Origin of the sequence: Mesorhizobium sp. M0848, from assembly GCF_040319805.1 — a bacterium.
Taxonomy (GTDB): Bacteria; Pseudomonadota; Alphaproteobacteria; order Rhizobiales; family Rhizobiaceae; genus Mesorhizobium.
In genome coordinates, this window is record NZ_JAMYOM010000029.1 from 26,399 (window position 1) to 43,433 (window position 17,035).

13 protein-coding genes are annotated in these 17,035 nt (G+C 61.8%); 3 read left to right on the forward strand and 10 right to left on the reverse strand.

Translation table 11 applies throughout. From position 1 onward, the window contains the following. Nucleotides 1-92: 92 nt before the first annotated feature. Nucleotides 93-1,262, reverse strand: coding sequence for a TadE/TadG family type IV pilus assembly protein (locus tag NKH95_RS27695; RefSeq protein ID WP_352893865.1), 1,170 nt, complete (start codon nucleotides 1,260-1,262; stop codon nucleotides 93-95). Nucleotides 1,263-1,521: 259 nt separating this feature from the next. Between NKH95_RS27695 and lepA the strand changes: the two genes are divergently transcribed. Both lepA and NKH95_RS27705 read left to right on the forward strand, forming a co-directional pair. Continuing rightward, a complete protein-coding gene (gene lepA, locus NKH95_RS27700) occupies nucleotides 1,522-3,327 on the forward strand; it encodes a translation elongation factor 4 (protein ID WP_128305633.1) in 1,806 nt (601 codons plus the stop codon). A 448-nt stretch (nucleotides 3,328-3,775) separates the two neighbouring features. Continuing rightward, complete coding sequence (locus NKH95_RS27705; protein ID WP_352893867.1) at nucleotides 3,776-4,297, forward strand: AAA family ATPase; 522 nt, start codon at nucleotides 3,776-3,778, stop codon at nucleotides 4,295-4,297. Here NKH95_RS27705 and NKH95_RS27710 read toward each other — a convergent pair. Further along, a complete protein-coding gene (locus NKH95_RS27710; protein ID WP_352893869.1) occupies nucleotides 4,281-4,772 on the reverse strand; it encodes a hypothetical protein in 492 nt (163 codons plus the stop codon). The two genes, NKH95_RS27705 and NKH95_RS27710, sit on opposite strands and share 17 nt — an antisense overlap. Before the next feature lie 57 nt (nucleotides 4,773-4,829). Continuing rightward, a complete protein-coding gene (locus NKH95_RS27715) occupies nucleotides 4,830-5,981 on the reverse strand; it encodes a hypothetical protein (protein WP_352893871.1) in 1,152 nt (383 codons plus the stop codon). A 327-nt stretch (nucleotides 5,982-6,308) separates the two neighbouring features. On the opposite strand from NKH95_RS27715, the gene NKH95_RS27720 reads away from it, so the two are divergent. Further along, the gene (locus NKH95_RS27720; protein WP_352893873.1) at nucleotides 6,309-6,821 is read left to right on the forward strand and encodes a hypothetical protein; all 513 of its coding nucleotides are present in this window, start codon (nucleotides 6,309-6,311) and stop codon (nucleotides 6,819-6,821) included. A gap of 635 nt (nucleotides 6,822-7,456) precedes the next feature. On the opposite strand, the gene NKH95_RS27725 is transcribed toward NKH95_RS27720, so the two are convergent. From NKH95_RS27725 to NKH95_RS27755, 7 genes are all read right to left on the reverse strand, one after another. After that, the gene (locus NKH95_RS27725; RefSeq protein WP_352893875.1) at nucleotides 7,457-9,097 is read right to left on the reverse strand and encodes an ABC transporter substrate-binding protein; all 1,641 of its coding nucleotides are present in this window, start codon (nucleotides 9,095-9,097) and stop codon (nucleotides 7,457-7,459) included. A gap of 482 nt (nucleotides 9,098-9,579) precedes the next feature. Beyond that, nucleotides 9,580-10,527 (reverse strand): alpha/beta hydrolase, encoded by a 948-nt coding sequence (locus NKH95_RS27730; protein WP_352893876.1) that lies wholly within the window; start codon nucleotides 10,525-10,527, stop codon nucleotides 9,580-9,582. A 67-nt stretch (nucleotides 10,528-10,594) separates the two neighbouring features. Next, the gene (locus NKH95_RS27735) at nucleotides 10,595-11,275 is read right to left on the reverse strand and encodes an isochorismatase family protein (RefSeq protein WP_352893878.1); all 681 of its coding nucleotides are present in this window, start codon (nucleotides 11,273-11,275) and stop codon (nucleotides 10,595-10,597) included. Between the two features lie 259 nt (nucleotides 11,276-11,534). Then, the gene (locus NKH95_RS27740) at nucleotides 11,535-12,839 is read right to left on the reverse strand and encodes a M24 family metallopeptidase (RefSeq protein ID WP_352893880.1); all 1,305 of its coding nucleotides are present in this window, start codon (nucleotides 12,837-12,839) and stop codon (nucleotides 11,535-11,537) included. A 318-nt stretch (nucleotides 12,840-13,157) separates the two neighbouring features. Then, nucleotides 13,158-14,129 (reverse strand): GlxA family transcriptional regulator, encoded by a 972-nt coding sequence (locus tag NKH95_RS27745; RefSeq protein ID WP_128305626.1) that lies wholly within the window; start codon nucleotides 14,127-14,129, stop codon nucleotides 13,158-13,160. A gap of 296 nt (nucleotides 14,130-14,425) precedes the next feature. Beyond that, complete coding sequence (locus NKH95_RS27750) at nucleotides 14,426-15,607, reverse strand: trans-sulfuration enzyme family protein (RefSeq protein ID WP_352893882.1); 1,182 nt, start codon at nucleotides 15,605-15,607, stop codon at nucleotides 14,426-14,428. Continuing rightward, the gene (locus NKH95_RS27755) at nucleotides 15,604-17,025 is read right to left on the reverse strand and encodes a pyridoxal-phosphate dependent enzyme (RefSeq protein WP_352893883.1); all 1,422 of its coding nucleotides are present in this window, start codon (nucleotides 17,023-17,025) and stop codon (nucleotides 15,604-15,606) included. The genes NKH95_RS27750 and NKH95_RS27755 overlap by 4 nt, the downstream gene beginning before the upstream one ends. Nucleotides 17,026-17,035 lie beyond the last annotated feature (10 nt).

Below are 17,035 nucleotides of genomic sequence, written 5' to 3' on the forward strand. Positions count from 1 at the left end.
CCCTTGCGGGGGAGATGTCCGGCAGGACAGAGGGGGGTGTGAAGGATCGCCAAGCCTCACAAGCCCATAGGGCGTTTAGCCTGGGGCAGCGTCTACTGCGTCAGCACCGTGTTGGAGGGCCGCTTGTTGAAGTCGCACTTGCCGGTCACGCTGTAGAAGAAGTCGGCGTTCGTGACGTCTGGCAGTGGAGGATTGTTGCCGCCGTCTTCCCATGCCTGGTCGCTGGTCTGGCTGCAAGGCACCACTTTGAAGATGTCGACGTCCGTGTTGCTGGCAACCTCGACGGGGAGGTATTTGGAAGGGTCCAGTGCCTTTTGTGCCGCGGTGCTGTACCCGGCGCCGAGGTAGAGCCGGTTCGACGTGTCTGTATTGTTCGACTTGAGCGGGTTGACCGGTCCGGACGGCACATCCATCTGCAGATAGAGCTTGTCCACCGTGCTCACGTTGATTGTTGCGCCACTGCTGTTTCCGGCGGTATTCGTGGTCGCGCACGTCGTCTTGAAATAGATGGTGGCGCTCGTCTTTCCGCTTTTTGCCACCGCGGTGCTTCTGTAAACTCCCGCAGTGGCAGTGAAATCGGTTACCGATCCTACCGTCGTGCACACTTGGGTCTGAACCAGCGTATTGGTTGGTCCCGTGGTAATAGTTGTCGTCCCGTAACCTTTCGGCTCGGTAGCCGTATAGGTCTTACCCCCGCTCGTATAGGAATAACTATACGCTTTGTAGTTATAGTTGGCCTTCATCATGGCCGTCGGTGTGGTCGTGGAGGTCCAACCGTAGGGAAGGCCGTACAAGGTCATGGTCTTGTTCCAGTAGCCTGAAACGTGATCGACGTTGAATGTGGCCTCCACCAGTGCGGGCGTCTTGCTCACCGCCGACGAGACACCGACCGGCACCGTGGTGATCCGGGCGATCTGCATGAACACGGTCGGCATGGCGAAACTCGCCGAGGCCCGCGCTGTGGCGGTGCCGTTGGCGCTGACGTCGAAGCTGTTCAGCGTCGCTGTGCCCTGTCCGCCGTTTTCTCTGTAGGTATCCTGGAGCACCACCTGGCGCTGCGGCTTCGTCGAGGCCGTTTCCATCGTGGTGATCGACAGGATCGCGGCGTCGAGTGCCGCCTGCTCGGTCGACCTGGTCTGGACCGCGGAGGTGTAGTCGACGGAAAAGCCGATCGCGGTGATCAGCGGAATCATGGCGAGAACAAGTATCGGTGCGAACGAGCCGCTCCGCGACTCGATAAAACTGCCTGCAAGCCCCCGCATGCCTTCGTCCTTACATCAGATATTTCCCCCCGCTAACATGCCGATCACAAATTATGCTCTAACGCGCGTGGTTAAAATTTATCGATTTTTCGAGGAATCCGGGGGAAAAGGCGACAAGCGCCCGCACCGCTTGCCCCGACAGCCGGCTGCTCTGCTTTTCCGGCAGCGCCTGTACGGCTTGCAAGGCAACGGGCCGCGCCACATATGCGGCGGCAGCCTGCCGCTTGCTCGGGCAAGCCACCCCTGCTAAACGCGCGCCATGAGCACGCCCCTCGACCACATCCGCAATTTCTCCATCGTCGCCCATATCGACCATGGCAAATCCACGCTTGCCGACAGGCTGATCCAGCTGACCGGCGGGCTGGAGCTGCGCGACATGAAGGAGCAGGTGCTGGACTCGATGGACATCGAGCGCGAGCGCGGCATCACCATCAAGGCGCAGACGGTGCGGCTGAAATACCGCGCCAACAATGGCGAGGACTATATCCTCAATTTGATCGACACGCCCGGACACGTCGACTTCGCCTATGAAGTGTCGCGCTCGCTGGCCGCCTGCGAGGGGTCGCTGCTGGTGGTCGACGCCTCGCAGGGCGTCGAGGCGCAGACGCTGGCCAATGTCTACCAGGCGATCGACAACAACCACGAGATCGTCGTGGTGCTGAACAAGGTCGACCTGCCGGCCGCCGAGCCCGAACGCATCCGCGAGCAGGTCGAGGAGGTGATCGGCATCGACGCCTCCAACGCCGTTCTGATCTCGGCCAAGACCGGCCTTGGCATTCCCGACGTGCTGGAGGCCATCGTCCATCAATTGCCGCCGCCGCGCGAAGGCGACGCCACGGCGCCCCTGAAGGCGATGCTGGTCGACAGCTGGTACGACGCCTATCTCGGCGTCATCGTGCTGGTGCGTGTCATCGACGGCGTGCTGAAAAAGGGCCAGACCATCCGCATGATGGGCACCGGCGCCAAGCACCTGGTCGAGCGCACCGGCGTGTTCACCCCGGCCCGCATCAATGTCGACGAGCTCGGCCCCGGCGAATTCGGCTTCTTCACCGGCTCGATCAAGGAAGTGGCCGACACCCGCGTCGGCGACACCATCACCGAGGACAAGCGCACCACCGCCAAGGCGCTGCCCGGCTTCAAGCCGGCGCAGCCGGTGGTGTTCTGCGGCCTGTTCCCGGTCGACGCCGCCGATTTCGAGGATCTGCGCGCCGCGGTCGGCAAGCTGCGCCTCAACGACGCCAGCTTCTCCTTTGAAATGGAAACCAGCGCGGCGCTCGGCTTCGGCTATCGCTGCGGCTTCCTTGGCTTGCTTCATCTCGAAATCATCCAGGAACGGCTGGAGCGCGAGTTCAACCTCGACCTGATCGCCACAGCACCCAGCGTCGTCTACCGGCTGGCTCTAACCGACGGCTCGATGAAGGAGCTGCACAACCCGGCCGACATGCCCGACGTGGTGAAGATTTCGGCGATCGAGGAGCCGTGGATCCGCGCCACCATTTTGACGCCCGACGACTATCTCGGCGGCATATTGAAACTCTGCCAGGACCGGCGCGGCATCCAGGCCGACCTGTCCTATGTCGGCAAGCGCGCCATGCTGATCTACGATCTGCCGCTCAACGAAGTCGTCTTCGATTTCTACGACCGGCTGAAATCGATCTCCAAGGGTTACGCCTCCTTCGACTATCACCTGACCGACTACCGGGAAGGCGACCTCGTCAAGATGTCGATCCTGGTCAATGAGGAGCCGGTCGACGCGCTCTCCATGCTGGTGCACCGCACGGCGGCGGAAAAGCGCGGCCGGCAGATGTGCGAGAAGCTGAAGGAGCTGATCCCGAACCACCTGTTCAAGATCCCGATCCAGGCCGCGATCGGCGGCAAGGTCATTGCGCGGGAAACCATCTCGGCGCTGCGCAAGGACGTCACCGCCAAATGCTACGGCGGCGACGTCTCGCGCAAGCGCAAGCTGCTGGACAAGCAGAAAGAGGGCAAGAAGCGGATGCGGCAATTTGGGAAGGTCGATATTCCGCAGGAGGCGTTTATCCAGGCGCTGAAGATGGGGGATTGAGGGGTTCTAAGAAAATGCATTTGAGCCCGGCCACAGGCCGCGTGCTGCTATTCAGCATTAAGCCACGATGGGTTGATGAGATTCTCCTAGGAAAGAAGACCTACGAGTTAAGGCGCCGTGCTCCATCGCTATCCGAACCTACGTCGACGTTAGTATATTCTACGTCGCCCGACCGGCTTCTCCGTGCTCATTGTATTTTTGGACCCGTTATCGCTGAAGAGCCCACCGAACTGTGGAAAGCCGTGGGCAAGTTGGCCTGTGTAAGCCGTGCTGAGTATGATTCCTATTTCGCTGGTGCTGATAGGGCCCATGCGATCAAAATTACACGCGTCGAGGAGTTGCCCTCGACATGGAGCTTTTCTACGTTGAACCGTGAGATCGGCTTTAAGGCTCCTCAATCCTGGAGTTGGGCCAAAGACGATTTGTGCCGTCTCGTGTGGTCAAGAAAATGATACTGCTCGTCTGCGGTCTTTCGCAAAGCGGAAAATCCAATCTCATCGAGCGCGCGCAGCTTGAAGGATTGGGCATTCCAAGTGTGAAAGCGAGCACACTGTTGCGGACAACAGGCCGCCCAACTGTCGAGTTGGATGTCATTGATGCCATCGCGAATCAAGACTACTTGGCCAAACAGGTGCTGCAAGCCACAGGATCGAATGCGGAATTGACTATCTTAGATGGTCATTTGTTGATTGAGACAATTGGCGGCCCGCAGCTGGTGCCAGATGCCTCACTTGCCCCGCTACCAATAGTCGGTGTTATTTTCGTGCAGGCAGACTCTAATGTGATATCAAAACGACGAGAAGGTTCTACCTTTTCGCGTTCGATCGACGAAATAACTGACCTAGCGCAAATTGAGCTTTCTCAAGCTAGGCGGTTTGCGAGAAAAAGAGGAGTTCTGTTTGAGGTCGTGGATGCAGGTGACGTAAAGACGTTCACGCAACATATTACCAAATTCAAACCGGCAAATTGAGATTGCCGGAGCCGTTGAAAATATATTCAATCTTTCCTGGACGATAATAACCAAGCATTCTTTGCGGTTGACCGAAATCCCACAGCCGCAAGAGTCCTCTAAATTCGTCCAAGCGCTCCTCGGGGACGGTAAACAGCGGCTTCTCGGTACCAATCCAATCGAAAACGTCGGAGGCAAGAGACCGGGCGACACCGCTATGCCGGCCTATGGGAGAAACCCAAAGCGTACAGAGTTTCGCCTCGGCTCCTCGCTTCGCGATTGCGACGCCATTGATGGAGCACTGGTCTCTCGATACAAAAATTCGACGCGCCGGTCCGTCTATCTCACCGATCACGCGCCCACGAAACCATTGCGAGAATCCTGGATAAAAGGAGTTCACAGAACTCAGTGCTGTCAGGATTTCCGTCTCTTGCCAGCCAAAATTCCCTCCGCAGGGGAGATGTGTCGTCTGATCGTTGTTGGATAGAGGTATCAAAATTTTCTCTCCAGTCTCGACTCCAATTGTGCCATGTTACTTCGTGAAAGGGAATCGTCAGGGGACAACTTTCTTGGCCAGCGCCTTGATCCTATCCCAAACAGAAGGCGCAGCAGTCTGATCGCTCCGCGGTCGCAAGCACCAAAAAGCGCCGAATAACACCAATAATACAAGCGACAGTGCAGTTAGAGCCATTGCCTGTACCGGAGCTTCTGAGAAATCTGCGGGTAGGTACCGTCTCGCTATCGATGCACTTAGTGCTTGTATGCCGCTACCAAGCGCGCCAACCGTGACAAGAAGAAGAAGAACGAGCCACTTTGGGTTTAGAAAATTTCGGCGAAACGTTGCTAAGGCAATAAAATCTTCGATAACTCCATCTGTTTTAATGGACTTTCTCCAATGGTATATAACCATCTTTTCAGGATCAATGCGCTCGAGCCGCTCCAGATAGTGATCCCAAAGTCTCGGCTCAAGCCGACGCATTCTATGAAAATCAGCGTGAGCCCGCACCAGTTCGGTGCCTATCTCGCATATTAGAACGTAATGTACCGCACTGATGGTAGGTGTGGTCATATCGGGGTAGGCCTTTCGCAAAGCCGCTCCGAAGTTACGCCGTTCATTGACTCGTATTTCGACCACATCCGTTCTATAGAACGCGGTATGAAACACTCTATCGAGTGGATAGTAGGCACTGCTAAAAAGCTGGCGAAGTGATTTCGACAATTCAAGCCGAAACCTTATATAACAATCTCCCATCGATGACTTGAATTTTTTGAAGAAATTTTCCGAGAATGCAAGGATCGTATTGACGGTTCCGTCAGATTCTTCCACATACAGAAACTCTATATCTTCAAACACGCTCAGATAGATAACTTCAAAAAGAAGAACGTTGCTCGAATCTTTTATCGCGTGAAAGGAGTAGCCCGTATCTTTTCCAACAGCTAATGTGTCATTGAAAACGGCCGACAGGGTTAAGTCGTTCTTAAGTGCTCTTGAAAGATCTTTAATTTGGTCCTTTTCGACCCTGCTCGGAATCAGGAAAAAGAACTTTTTTATAGTGCGCCAGTCCTTGAGCCGAAAGCCCACGTCCAGCACATCAACCGAGCTAGGTAGATCACGCCACATATTGAAGTGGAGCTCTAGACTTGGAGGGTGGCCGTCGACCGCTATGTCGTTGACCTCGCACCAAACCGCCAAGCTACCGCGCATTGTTTCTCTCGGGTTGGTAAAGGTCGAGGTAGCGTAATAGTAAAATAGCTATATCAGTATTTTCGCCATCGCAATGGCGCCAAGCAGAAAGATTGCCAGGTATCGCGCGATCACCCTTGTGGCTTCCCATGTCCGCCCCCGTCGAGATCCACAACAGCACCTCCGGCAAGCTCTTTCCGGCGCTGGGCCATTCATCGGCGCGGCGCTCTTTGGGTTCTTCATGCTGAAGGGGCTGGCCATCGGTGCGCCTAGTTCATCGCGCACGGGACCACTCTTTGAGAACGCCCCACCCGGGAGTATCCTCCCCACCGCTTGGGGAAACATCACATGCGCATCACTTCAGACACCGTCGCCGCGATCAGCCTCGCCATCGGCGGTGCTTTCGGTCTCGCCGGCACCTTCGTCGCCAGCGCTCCGCTGCGCCAAACACTCTGGACCATCGACGGCGCGGCACTCGTGGTGGCGACCGCGCTGCTGACGATGAAATACCAGCGGCTGGGCGATGACTGCGTGGCTGCCGGGTTCCTGACCTTCCTCGCCGGCGAGAGCCTGCTGCTGGCCGGCAATGCGGCGGGGCTGGAGGCCAGTGTGCCTTCCTATGTCGGCGGCATCTCGCTGTGGGCGGCGGCGCTGGTCATGGTCAGCGCGCCGAAGACCTTCGCCTTGTGGATGCGGCTTACCGGGCTCGTGGCCGCCGTGCTGTTTGTCGTGTCGGCTTGTATGATCCTATGGGGCGCGCCCTTGCTGCCGACCTCGGCGCCGCTACCCGCCGCCGCTTATCCGTTCCTGGTGCTGACTTTCGTCGGCTGGATCTGGACGCTGCTGAGGGCGGAGCGGTGAGTTGGTCGGGACGCGCGCATTGACAGGCGCTGTCGCCGGACGGCGTCTTTTTCAATGACGCAACGGGCATACAGTCCGCACCAACCCTGAGTTGGTTGATCGCGCAGATTCGGAGCGGTAGAAAACTCGGGCGGCGGACCCTTATCAGGTCGCCAGTGGCCGGCGCGGGCTCAGGCAACTGCCTCACCGGCATTCGCGCCGGCCATTTCTGCTTCACTTGCGAATGATCCAGGCGACGAGGCCGCTGTCGACATGCGCCTTATCTGTGAGTTCGCGCACCAGCATCGCCGGAAAGCCGTTTCCGGAGACGGCTGGCTCCGCTTATGAAGGGTGGGCGCCGACGCTGCTGACCTTCTCCCCTTGTGGGAGAAGGTGGATCGGCGCGCAGCGCCGAGACGGATGAGGGGTGTTCCAGCGGAGTGAGGCGTTGGTGTTTTTACTTTGGCTCGGTGACTGTCGACGAAGCGCCAAGCTGGAACACCCCTCATCCGACCTCGCTTCGCGAGGCCACCTTCTCCCACAAGGGGAGAAGGGAAGAACGCGCTTCACCGTCGCCCGGCCCTTCGCTGGCTCAGGGCGTTCGAGGCTCGGAAAGCCAAGCAATTGGCTTTCCGTCCGCTGATGCGGAACGCCTCTCACCCCACAATCCACACCTTCTCAAAATGCTGCTCCAGCGCCTGGTGCTGTTCGCAGCCTTCGACGCCCTTGCGATACGTCCGGTAGACCGAGCGCCAGTAGGGTTGGATGATGATGCCTGAGTCGCGCAAATTCTGCTCGATCTTGCCCATGATCTCCTTGCGCGCCTTGGCGTCGGGTGTGGCCAGCGCCTTGTCGAGCAGGGTGTCGAATTCGGGGTTGGCGTAGGCGCTTTCGTTCCAGGCGGCGCCCGATTTATACGCCAACGCCAGCACCTGGACGCCGAGCGGGCGGCCGAGCCATTCGGTGCAGGAGAAGGGGTATTTGCTCCAGTCGTTCCAGAAGGTGGCGGCCGGAAGCACCGTGCGCTTGATCTTGAGGCCGGCCTCGCGCATCTGCGCGCCGATGGCGTCGCCGGTGCTCTTTTGCCATTCGACATCGACGGAGATGAGCTCGAATTCGTGGTCGGCCTTACCGGCTTCGGCGAGCAGCTTTTTCGACTGGTCGACGTCGCGCCTGGCCGGGCCGATATCGGCATATTCGGGATGCATGGGGCCGACATGGTGGTTGTCGGCGGGCTTGCCGCGGCCGCCGAGGCCAAGCGCCAGCACGGCGGAATTGTCGACGGCGAGCTGGGCGGCGCGGCGCACCTTGACGTCGTCATAGGGCGCGTTGCCGATATTGAAGCGGGCGACGATGGTGGAGCCGGTGGCGATCTCGGAGTTCATCAGCCCCATCTGCTCGGTCTGCGAGACGGCGTCGGAGGCGGTTTCGTGGTCGGTGTCGATCTCGCCGGATTCGAAGGCCGACAGCATGGCGTTGGGGTCGGAGCCGTAATCGACCCATTTGATGCCGTCGAGGTAGAATTCGCCCTTCCACCAAGGCTTATCCCTGCGCTTCACCTCGGCACCCGTCTCGGCATCCCAGCTGACCAGCTCGCAGGGGCCGGTGGTGATGGCAAGCGCCTTCAGCGGGTCGCCGTCGCCCTCATAGGAGCGATGCATGATCAGTGCCGGATAGTCGGCCATGCCGGCGATCAGCGAAATGTCGGGCTTGGGCAGATTGAGCTTGATGGTGAAGTCGTCGACCTTGGCGATGCCGCCGTCGACGACCTTCTTGGTGCCGTCATTGACCAGCGCGCCCATGCGTGCGGCGACCGAATTGCCCGGCACCGATGCATCGCACCAGCGGGTGAGGTTGTGAATGACATCGTCGGCGTTGAAGGCATCGCCATTCGACCAGGAGATGCCCTTGCGCACATGCAGGGTCAGCGTCCTGGCGTCGTCGCTCGCCTCCCAACTTTCGAGCAGCCAGGGCTCGAAGGAGAAGTCGGTGTTCCAGCGCACCAGATATTCGTTGCAGTGGCGGGCGACATTCGACATCTCCACGCCGTCGAAGGTGCGCGGGTCCTTGAAGCCCTTGACGTTCATGGCGACGCGCAAGACGCCGCCCTTCTTCGGTTCCGCCGCGCGGGCAGGGGTGGTGCTCAGCCCGCCCAGCGCCAGCGCGCCGGCGGCGCTGACGCCGAGGCCGGCCATCAAAGCGAGATATTCGCGACGGTTGATGCCGCCGGTCCTGAAATCGTCGGCGACGGGCTTGGCTTGCGGGTGCAATTTGCGGTCGGTCAGCATGAATTTCATCGTCGTTCCCCTGTTGTTGATGCATGCCGCCCAAAAGTGCCCAGCGGTTTTGGGACAACGGCATGCACAGAAAAATCGCCCCGGCCGATCGACAGACGCGGGGGCGGACGCGACCGCCGGGACGCCATTGCCTGAGGGGAATGATAGAGCGAGGTGACGCCGGGAAGTGTTCGGGAATCCGCAGTGATTGTGCGGGGTTCCGCAGGGGCCAAGCGAGGGCCTCCCCTTCGAAAATTGGCGAAGGGTGACGTGACAGCCAATCTCCCCCCTTGCGGGGGAGATGTCCGGCAGGACAGAGGGGGGTGTGAAGGATCGCCAACCTTCGATCCCCAGATCATTTAAAATCGGTCTGAGAGCGCGGCTGGACTTAGCTGATTAGCTGAAAGGTCAGCGGGACAGCACCCCCCTCTGTCCTGCCGGACATCTCCCCCGCAAGGGGGGAGATTGGCGCCTCACCGCCGGCGCCTTCCTTCCTCAGCCACTCAATACGGCCACTCACCCTTACCCAGCGCGGCAACCGCCGCCACGATCCGCGCAAACGCCTCCGCCGCTGCCGGCACAGTGGTGCGGGCGCGCAGGAAGCTGTGCACCAGCCTCGGCTCCTCGTGCCACCAGGCCTTGCCGCCGGCAGCCAGAATGCGGTCGCGGTAGGTTTCGCCATCCGACGACAGAGGATCGCATTCGGCGGTGACGATCACCGTTGGCGGCAGGCCGGAAAAGTCGCGGTCGCGCAGTGGCGAGAAGGTCGGATCGTCGGGCGATTGCCGCTTGGCCAAGCGGACGTCGCGGTAGAAGGCGATGTCGGCCACCGAGAGCAGCGGCGCCTCGGCGTGCTCGATATAGGAGCCGGCTCTTTCATCGCCGCCGAGGCCGGGATAGATCAGCACCTGGCCGATGGCGGCTCTGATATGGCGGCGCGTCGCCTGCGCCACCGCCGCGGCGAGGTTGCCGCCCGCACTTTCGCCGCACAGCACCAGCGGCAGGCTGGTGGCCGCCGTCGCCCATTCGAAGGCGGTGACGGCATCGTCGTAGGCGGCCGGGTGCACGTGCTCAGGCGCCAGCCGGTAGTCGACCGACAGCACGTCGAAACCGGTGCCGGCGCAGAGCTCGGCGCAGATGTCGTCATGGCTTTCGAGCCCGCCGAGGATGAAGCCGCCGCCGTGGTAGTAGATCACCATCGCCTTCGCGGCACTGCCGGCGAGTTGGTAACGCCGGACCGGGATGTCGCGGCCGGCGGCGGCGATCACACCGTCGCTGGCCGTGACGCCTGCCGGGCGGCCCTGGTGGAAGGCCCGGCTCATCCTGTCATAGACGGCGCGCTGTTTGTCGATCGGCAGGCCGAGGATTTCGGGCGGATACCAGGCGTTGACCGCGTCGATATAGGCCCAGAGCTCTGGGTCGAGCCGGGTTTCGTAGGGGCCCCTGGTCATGCTTTGCCGGCTTCCTTTTATGCATGTCGTTGTCCCAAAACCGCTGCACACTTTTGGGCGACATGCATTACAGCTCGGCGTAGAGCGCGGCCGCATTGTCGAAGGTGAAGCGCAGCGGCACCGAGCCTTCGACCTGCCAGGCGGTGACGGTCTCGCCGGCCAGCAGCCGGCAGGCGCTGACGGTGTCGGTGACGGCGCCGCCATAGAGCCGGTTGGCGAGGTTGAGAATGCCGGTCTGGTGCATGGCCGCGCTGCCGCTGCCGCAGGCATCCTTGACCAGCAGCACGCGAAAGCCTTTCGCCACCGCATCCTTCACCGACGCGTCGATGCAGGCCTCGGTCCAGACGCCTGATACGACCAGCCATTCGATGCCGGCGGACTTGATGTCGCGGGCCGCCGGCCCGGTGCGAAAGGCGCTGGCCTCGGCCTTGATCAGCAGCGCCTCGCCCCTGGATGGCGCCACCTCATGGCAGATCTCGGTCAGCGGATCGCTCTTGTCGGAGAAGGCCGACTTGCCGTCCTCACCGACCGGGTGGAACGGCCGGTCCTGCTTGTCGAGATCGACGATATAGGCCCAGTGGTAGAGCGGCACATGGTTCTGCCGCGCCGCCGCCTGCAGGCGCTGGACGTTGGCGAGGACCGTTGCGTAGCCGTCGACCAGATAGCGCTTGTCCTGCCGGTGCTCTTCCTGCAGGTCGATGAAGATCGCGGCCACCGTGCCGCGCTTGATGGCGATGGGGGTTTTCATGCTGCTTCATTATCCACGGGCGGAGCAGTCCAAGACTCCTGCCTGTGCCGGTGGGACAGCACCCCCCTCTGCCCTGCCGGGCATCTCCCCCGCAAGGGGGGAGATCGGCCGTCGCGAATGCCCTCGCCAATCGTCAGAGTTGCAGGAAAAAGCGCTCCAGGCGACGCTGCCAATCTCCCCCCTTGCGGGGGAGATGTCCGGCAGGACAGAGGGGGGTGCGACGGAATGAGGCGCTTGTTGTGAGCGTTAGTTGCGCGTATCAAACCTGCTTCTCCAGAAACTCATCCTCATAGGGAAAGCGCGACAGGAGTTCGGTGCCGGTGTCGGTGATCAGGATCTCGTCCTCCAGCTTGACGCCCTCGCGGCCGCCTTTCTCGCCGATATAGCTTTCGACGCTCACCACCATGCCTGGCACGATATGGCCGTCGCGGCCATAGGTCTCGTAATCCATGGAATGCGCAATGAACGGCGTTTCGCCATGCATGCCGACGCCGTGCATGACCGAGGTGTAGCGCTGGTCGACGAAACGGTCGGGGATTTTCCACGCCTTCTCGGCAATCTCGCGGAACGCCATGCCGGGTTTGACGACCCCGATGTTGTGCTGAACCTGGTCGTGCGCCATGCGGTAGAGCGACTTCTGGTAGGGGGTCGGCTTGCCCGGTCCGCAGCGGAAGGTGCGCGAGAAATCCGAATAATAGCCGTAGCAGCCGATGGTGTCGGTATCGAGCGCCAGCAGTTCGCCGGGGCGGATCTTGCGGCCGCTGGCCTCGTTGAACCAGGGGTTGGTGCGCTGGCCGGAGGTGAGCAGCCGGGTCTCGATGAACTCGCCGCCCTGGCGGATGACCTCGCCATACATGATGGCGAACAGGTCGTTTTCGGAAACGCCGGGCTTGATCGCCTCGCGCACCGCATAGACGGCGGCCTCGGCGCCGGCCATCGACACCTGCAGGCATTTGACTTCCTCGGGCGTCTTCACGGCGCGCACCGCCAGGATCTCGCCCTGGCAATCGCGAACCTCGCAGCCGCGCTTTTCCAGCGCCAGCGCCTGCAGATGGCTGCAGCGGTCGAGGCCGAGCTTCATCGAGCCGCCGCCATGCTGCTTCAGAAGCTCGGCGATCTCGTCGGCGAAGGGACCGGCGGTTTCGTCGTCGCGGCCCGACACCGACGACCAGACGAGCTTGGAAGGACGCGCCTCGTCGATCGTGTCGAGCACCATGGAGACATGATAGCTCTGCGGGTATTCGAACAGCACGATCGGCCCAACGGTCGGGATAAAGAAATAGCGGGTCGAGTTGCGCAGGAAATAGCCGAACATGTTGCGCGAGCCGGTGGCGTAGCGCTGGTTATAGGGGTCGAACAACACGACGCCGCCATAGCCGGCCTCACGCATCCAGCCGCGCAGTTTCGCCAGCCGGCCCTTGCGCAGCGCATCGGCATCGATGAAGGACGGCTCGGTGTCCGACAGCCACATACCGCCGGCCGGATCCGCGGCGGCCGGATGGCGCATGCGGTCCTTGAAGTCCACGTCCTCGGTGCTGTCGGGGTCGAATACGACGATGCTCATTGGGGTCGGCCTTGGCTGGGTTGCGAGGTCGGAGCATGACGCAGGAGGGGCGGAGGGATTGTGCGGAAAACCGCAGGTGTTGTGCGGGATACCGCTGGAGCCTAATGCCGAACGCTAGAGGGACAGCACCCCCCTCTGTCCTGCCGGACATCTCCCCCGCAAGGGGGGAGATTGGCAGCTTCGATCCCGCCGCTTTTCTTGCAACATTCGAGATTGGCGAAAGCGGAGGTGCAGTCAATCTCCCCCCTTGCGGGGGAGATGTCCGGCAGGACAGAGGGGGGTGTGACGGAACTCGTCGCGGCGCGATTAGCAAGTCCCCTAATGCCGCCTCGCCAATCTCGGCGGATGCCCGTGCTCCTCGCGAAACGCCCGGGCAAAGCTCGACATCGAGGCGAAGCCGCAGGCCAGCGCCACGTCGCGCACGGCGAGCGTCGAATGCGCCAAAAGGTCGGCGGCACGCTTCAGCCGGAGCCGCCGGTAATAGCCATTGGGCGAGATGGCGAGTTCGGAGCGGAAGGAGCGTTCGAGCTTGTCGGAGGAGACGCCGAGCTTCGCGGTCAGCTCGGCCATGCCGAGCCGCTCCTCGACCGCGTCCTCCATGATGGCGATGGCCGACAGCACCAGTTCGTTCTGGACGCCGGTGCGCAGCCGCAGCGGCATCATCTTGCGGTCGATGCTGGAGCGCAGCTGGCTGTGCACGAACCATTCGGCGACGCCGGCGGCAAGCTCGGCGCCGTAGTCGCGGGTGATGATCTCCAGCATCATGTCGAGGCTGCCGACGCCGCCGGCCGAGGTGAAGCGCTTGCGGTCGATGACATAGAGGTCGCGCCTGAGCTCGATGTTGGGGAAGGCTTCGGTGAAGGCGGCCTGGCTGGTCCAGTGCAAGGTGCAGGCATGGCCGTCGAGCAGGCCAGCGCGGGCGAGGAAGAACGCGGCATCGGCCACCGCGCCGATATGGGCGCCGTTGCGCAGGCTCTTGCGGATCCAGTGTGCTGCGTCCTCGGCGACGAGATGATCGGCATCGCCGCCCGAACAGACGACGATGCGATCGACCTTCGGCGCATCCTCGGCGTAAAAACCCGGCTGGATAACGACGCCGTTCGACGCCTCGACCGCGCCTTTCGTGCCGCCGACGATGATCCAGCGATAGCATTCTCTTTTCGCCAGGACATTGGCGGCACGCAGCGGCTCGATGACCGAGCTGAACGCCATCATCGGAAAGCCGGGAAACACCAGCACCGCGAAGGTGAGCGGGGTGTCGGTGGGTTTGGGTGGGGCGTGTGTAGCCATGGGGCGCTACACTTCGGGCAGATGGGGTTCGGGGTCAACGGGGCTTGGCTGAACGATGCGCGAAGCGCGGTTTGCCGTTGACCGTTGTCGCGGCGAAGAGATCGGTCCGACGTCGGCGGGACAGCACCCCCCTCTGGCCTGCCGGCCATCTCCCCCGCAAGGAGGGAGATTGGCAGCTTCGATGGCGCCGCTCGTCTTGCAACGTTCGAGATTAGCGAAAGCGGAAGTGACATCTGATCTCCCCACTAGAGGGGGAGATGTCCGGCAGGACAGAGGGGGGTGTGAAGGATCGCTGCCTATCCCCCCAGCGCCTGATCCAGATCCGCGATCAGATCGTCGCCATCCTCGATCCCCGCCGACAACCTTACCAGCGAATCCGATATGCCGATCTCGGCCCGTTTCTCGGCTGGTATGGACCCATGCGTCATCAGCGCGGGATGCTCGATCAGGCTCTCCACCCCGCCGAGGCTTTCGGCCAGCGTGAACAGTTGCGTGCGTTCGAGGAAGCGTTTGGTGCCGGCAAGGTCGCGGTCGAGCACGGCTGTGATCATGCCGCCGAAGGCGTGCATCTGCTGGACGGCGACGGCGTGCTGCGGGTGGCTGGCGAGGCCGGGATAGATGACGCGGCGGACGTCGCGGCGCGCTTCCAGCCATTGCGCGATCTTGAGGCCATTGGCGGAATGACGCTCCATCCTGAGCGCCAGCGTCTTGAGGCCGCGCAGGGCGAGAAAACTGTCGAACGGGCCTGAAATGGCGCCGATGGCGTTCTGCAAGAATTTCAGCTGGGCGGCGAGCTCCTTGTTGTCGCCGACGACGGCGACACCGCCGACCATATCGGAATGGCCGTTGAGATATTTGGTCGTCGAATGCACCACGATATCGATGCCGAGCTCCAGCGGCCGCTGGATATAGGGGCTGCAGAAGGTATTGTCGGCGACCGACAAAATGCCCTTGCGCTTGGCTAGGGCGGCGACGCCTTCGAGGTCTACGATGCGCAGCAGCGGGTTGGTCGGCGTCTCGACCCAGAGCATTTTCGTCTCGGGCCGGATCGCGGCTTCCACGGCGGCCAGGTCGGTGAAGTCGACGAACGAGACCTGCAGATTGGCCGAGCGCTTGCGCACCCGCTCCATCAGCCGGAACGAGCCGCCATAGATGTCGTCGGTGGCGACGATATGGGCACCGGAATCGAGCAGCTCCAGAACGGTGGCGATCGACGCGAGGCCGGACGCGAAGGCGAAAGCGGCCGAGCCGCTTTCGAGATCGGCCACCGCGCGCTCGAAGGCAAAGCGCGTCGGGTTCTGGCTGCGGGCATATTCAAAGCCCTTGTGAACGCCGGGCGACTGCTGGGCAAAGGTCGAGGTGGCGTAGATCGGCACCATCACCGCGCCTGTCAGCGGGTCGTGGCTCTGGCCGCCATGGATGGTGCGCGTCGAGAAGGCCAGGCGGTTTTTTCCGGCTGGCGGTGTGCTGCTGGTCATCGTGCGCGCCTCAAATGGTTGATCAGGTCGATGCGGGTAATCAGGCCGACGAATTCGTCGCCGTCGAAGATGATGGCGACCTCGTTGCGGTCGAAGACAGGCAGCAGCGCGTCCAGCGTCTGGCTGGCCTGCAGCGTGTGCAGATTGGAGGTCATGGCCGTGCGCACCGGGCCATTGAAACGCTCCCAGCGACCATCATAGGGGCCGTCGACATGAGCAAGAATATCGCTTTCATCGACGATGCCGACCAGTCTGCCATTGTCGAGCACCGGCAGCTGCGAGACATCGGAGCGGCGCATGCGGCCATAGGCGTTGAGCAGGCTTTCGTCCGGGCCGACATAGACGGTGTCGCCGGTGCGGTGCGAACGCATCACCAGGTCGCGCAGGTCGCCATGCTGTTCGTGCTCGGCCAAACCCTGCTCGGCCAGCCAGAAATCGTCGAACACCTTCGACAGATATTTGTTGCCGCTGTCGCAGACGAAGGTGACGACGCGTTTCGGCACCGTCTGCTCGCGGCAATAGCGCAGCGCGGCGGACAAAAGCGTGCCTGAGGACGAGCCGGCGAGGATACCTTCCTTCGACAAGAGGTCGCGGACCGCCAGCATGCTCTGCTTGTCGGGGATGGAATAGGCCTTCTTGACCAGCGACAGATCGGCATTGGGCGGCACGAAATCCTCGCCGATGCCTTCGACGGTCCAGCTGCCAGCCTCTTCCATCTTGCCGGTCTTGATCAGCGGCGCCAGCACCGAGCCGACCGGGTCGGCCAGCACCATTTCGGTCTTCGGCGATACCTTGGCAAAGTAACGGCCAAGCCCGGTCAGCGTGCCGCCCGAGCCGACTCCGACGACCACGGCATCGACGTCACCGTCGAGCTGCGAAAAGATCTCCGGGCCGGTGGTGGTTTCATGCGCCAGCGGATTGGCCGGGTTGGCGAACTGGTTGGCATAAAAGGCGCCGGGCGTTTCCGCTGCGATCTTCTCGGCCATGTCCTGGTAATATTCGGCATGGCCCTTGCCGACGTCGGAGCGCGTCATACGCACCTCGGCGCCGAGCGCGCGCAGATGCTGGATTTTCTCGCGCGACATCTTGTCGGGCACGACCAGCACGATGCGGTAGCCCTTGGGGATGCCGACCTGGGCGAGGCCGAGGCCGGTGTTGCCGGCGGTCGCCTCGACAATGGTGCCGCCACGCCTGAGCCTGCCCTGCTTTTCAGCCGCGGCGATCATCGACAGTGCGATGCGGTCCTTGATCGAGCCGCCGGGGTTCTGGCTTTCGAGCTTGATGAACAGCCGGCACTTGCCGGTGTCGAATTTGGTCAGCTCGACCACCGGCGTCTGGCCGATCAGGTCGAGAACCGACGCATAGGGCGGACGCAGGCGGGACAATTCGTCGGCTGCGGCGATCTCGTGCTCGCTCATATCGATGCTC

Excerpts from the sequence above, each read along its gene's own strand:
- NKH95_RS27740 (WP_352893880.1), bottom strand. The coding sequence starts at position 12,839 with ATGAGCATCGTCGTATTCGACCCCGACAGCACCGAGGACGTGGACTTC.
- NKH95_RS27755 (WP_352893883.1), bottom strand. The coding sequence starts at position 17,025 with ATGAGCGAGCACGAGATCGCCGCAGCCGACGAATTGTCCCGCCTGCGT.
- NKH95_RS27705 (WP_352893867.1), top strand. The coding sequence starts at position 3,776 with ATGATACTGCTCGTCTGCGGTCTTTCGCAAAGCGGAAAATCCAATCTC.
- NKH95_RS27720 (WP_352893873.1), top strand. The coding sequence starts at position 6,309 with ATGCGCATCACTTCAGACACCGTCGCCGCGATCAGCCTCGCCATCGGC.
- NKH95_RS27745 (WP_128305626.1), bottom strand. The coding sequence starts at position 14,129 with ATGGCTACACACGCCCCACCCAAACCCACCGACACCCCGCTCACCTTC.
- NKH95_RS27735 (WP_352893878.1), bottom strand. The coding sequence starts at position 11,275 with ATGAAAACCCCCATCGCCATCAAGCGCGGCACGGTGGCCGCGATCTTC.
- NKH95_RS27750 (WP_352893882.1), bottom strand. The coding sequence starts at position 15,607 with ATGACCAGCAGCACACCGCCAGCCGGAAAAAACCGCCTGGCCTTCTCG.
- lepA (WP_128305633.1), top strand. The coding sequence starts at position 1,522 with ATGAGCACGCCCCTCGACCACATCCGCAATTTCTCCATCGTCGCCCAT.
- NKH95_RS27715 (WP_352893871.1), bottom strand. The coding sequence starts at position 5,981 with ATGCGCGGTAGCTTGGCGGTTTGGTGCGAGGTCAACGACATAGCGGTC.
- NKH95_RS27725 (WP_352893875.1), bottom strand. The coding sequence starts at position 9,097 with ATGAAATTCATGCTGACCGACCGCAAATTGCACCCGCAAGCCAAGCCC.
- NKH95_RS27695 (WP_352893865.1), bottom strand. The coding sequence starts at position 1,262 with ATGCGGGGGCTTGCAGGCAGTTTTATCGAGTCGCGGAGCGGCTCGTTC.
- NKH95_RS27730 (WP_352893876.1), bottom strand. The coding sequence starts at position 10,527 with ATGACCAGGGGCCCCTACGAAACCCGGCTCGACCCAGAGCTCTGGGCC.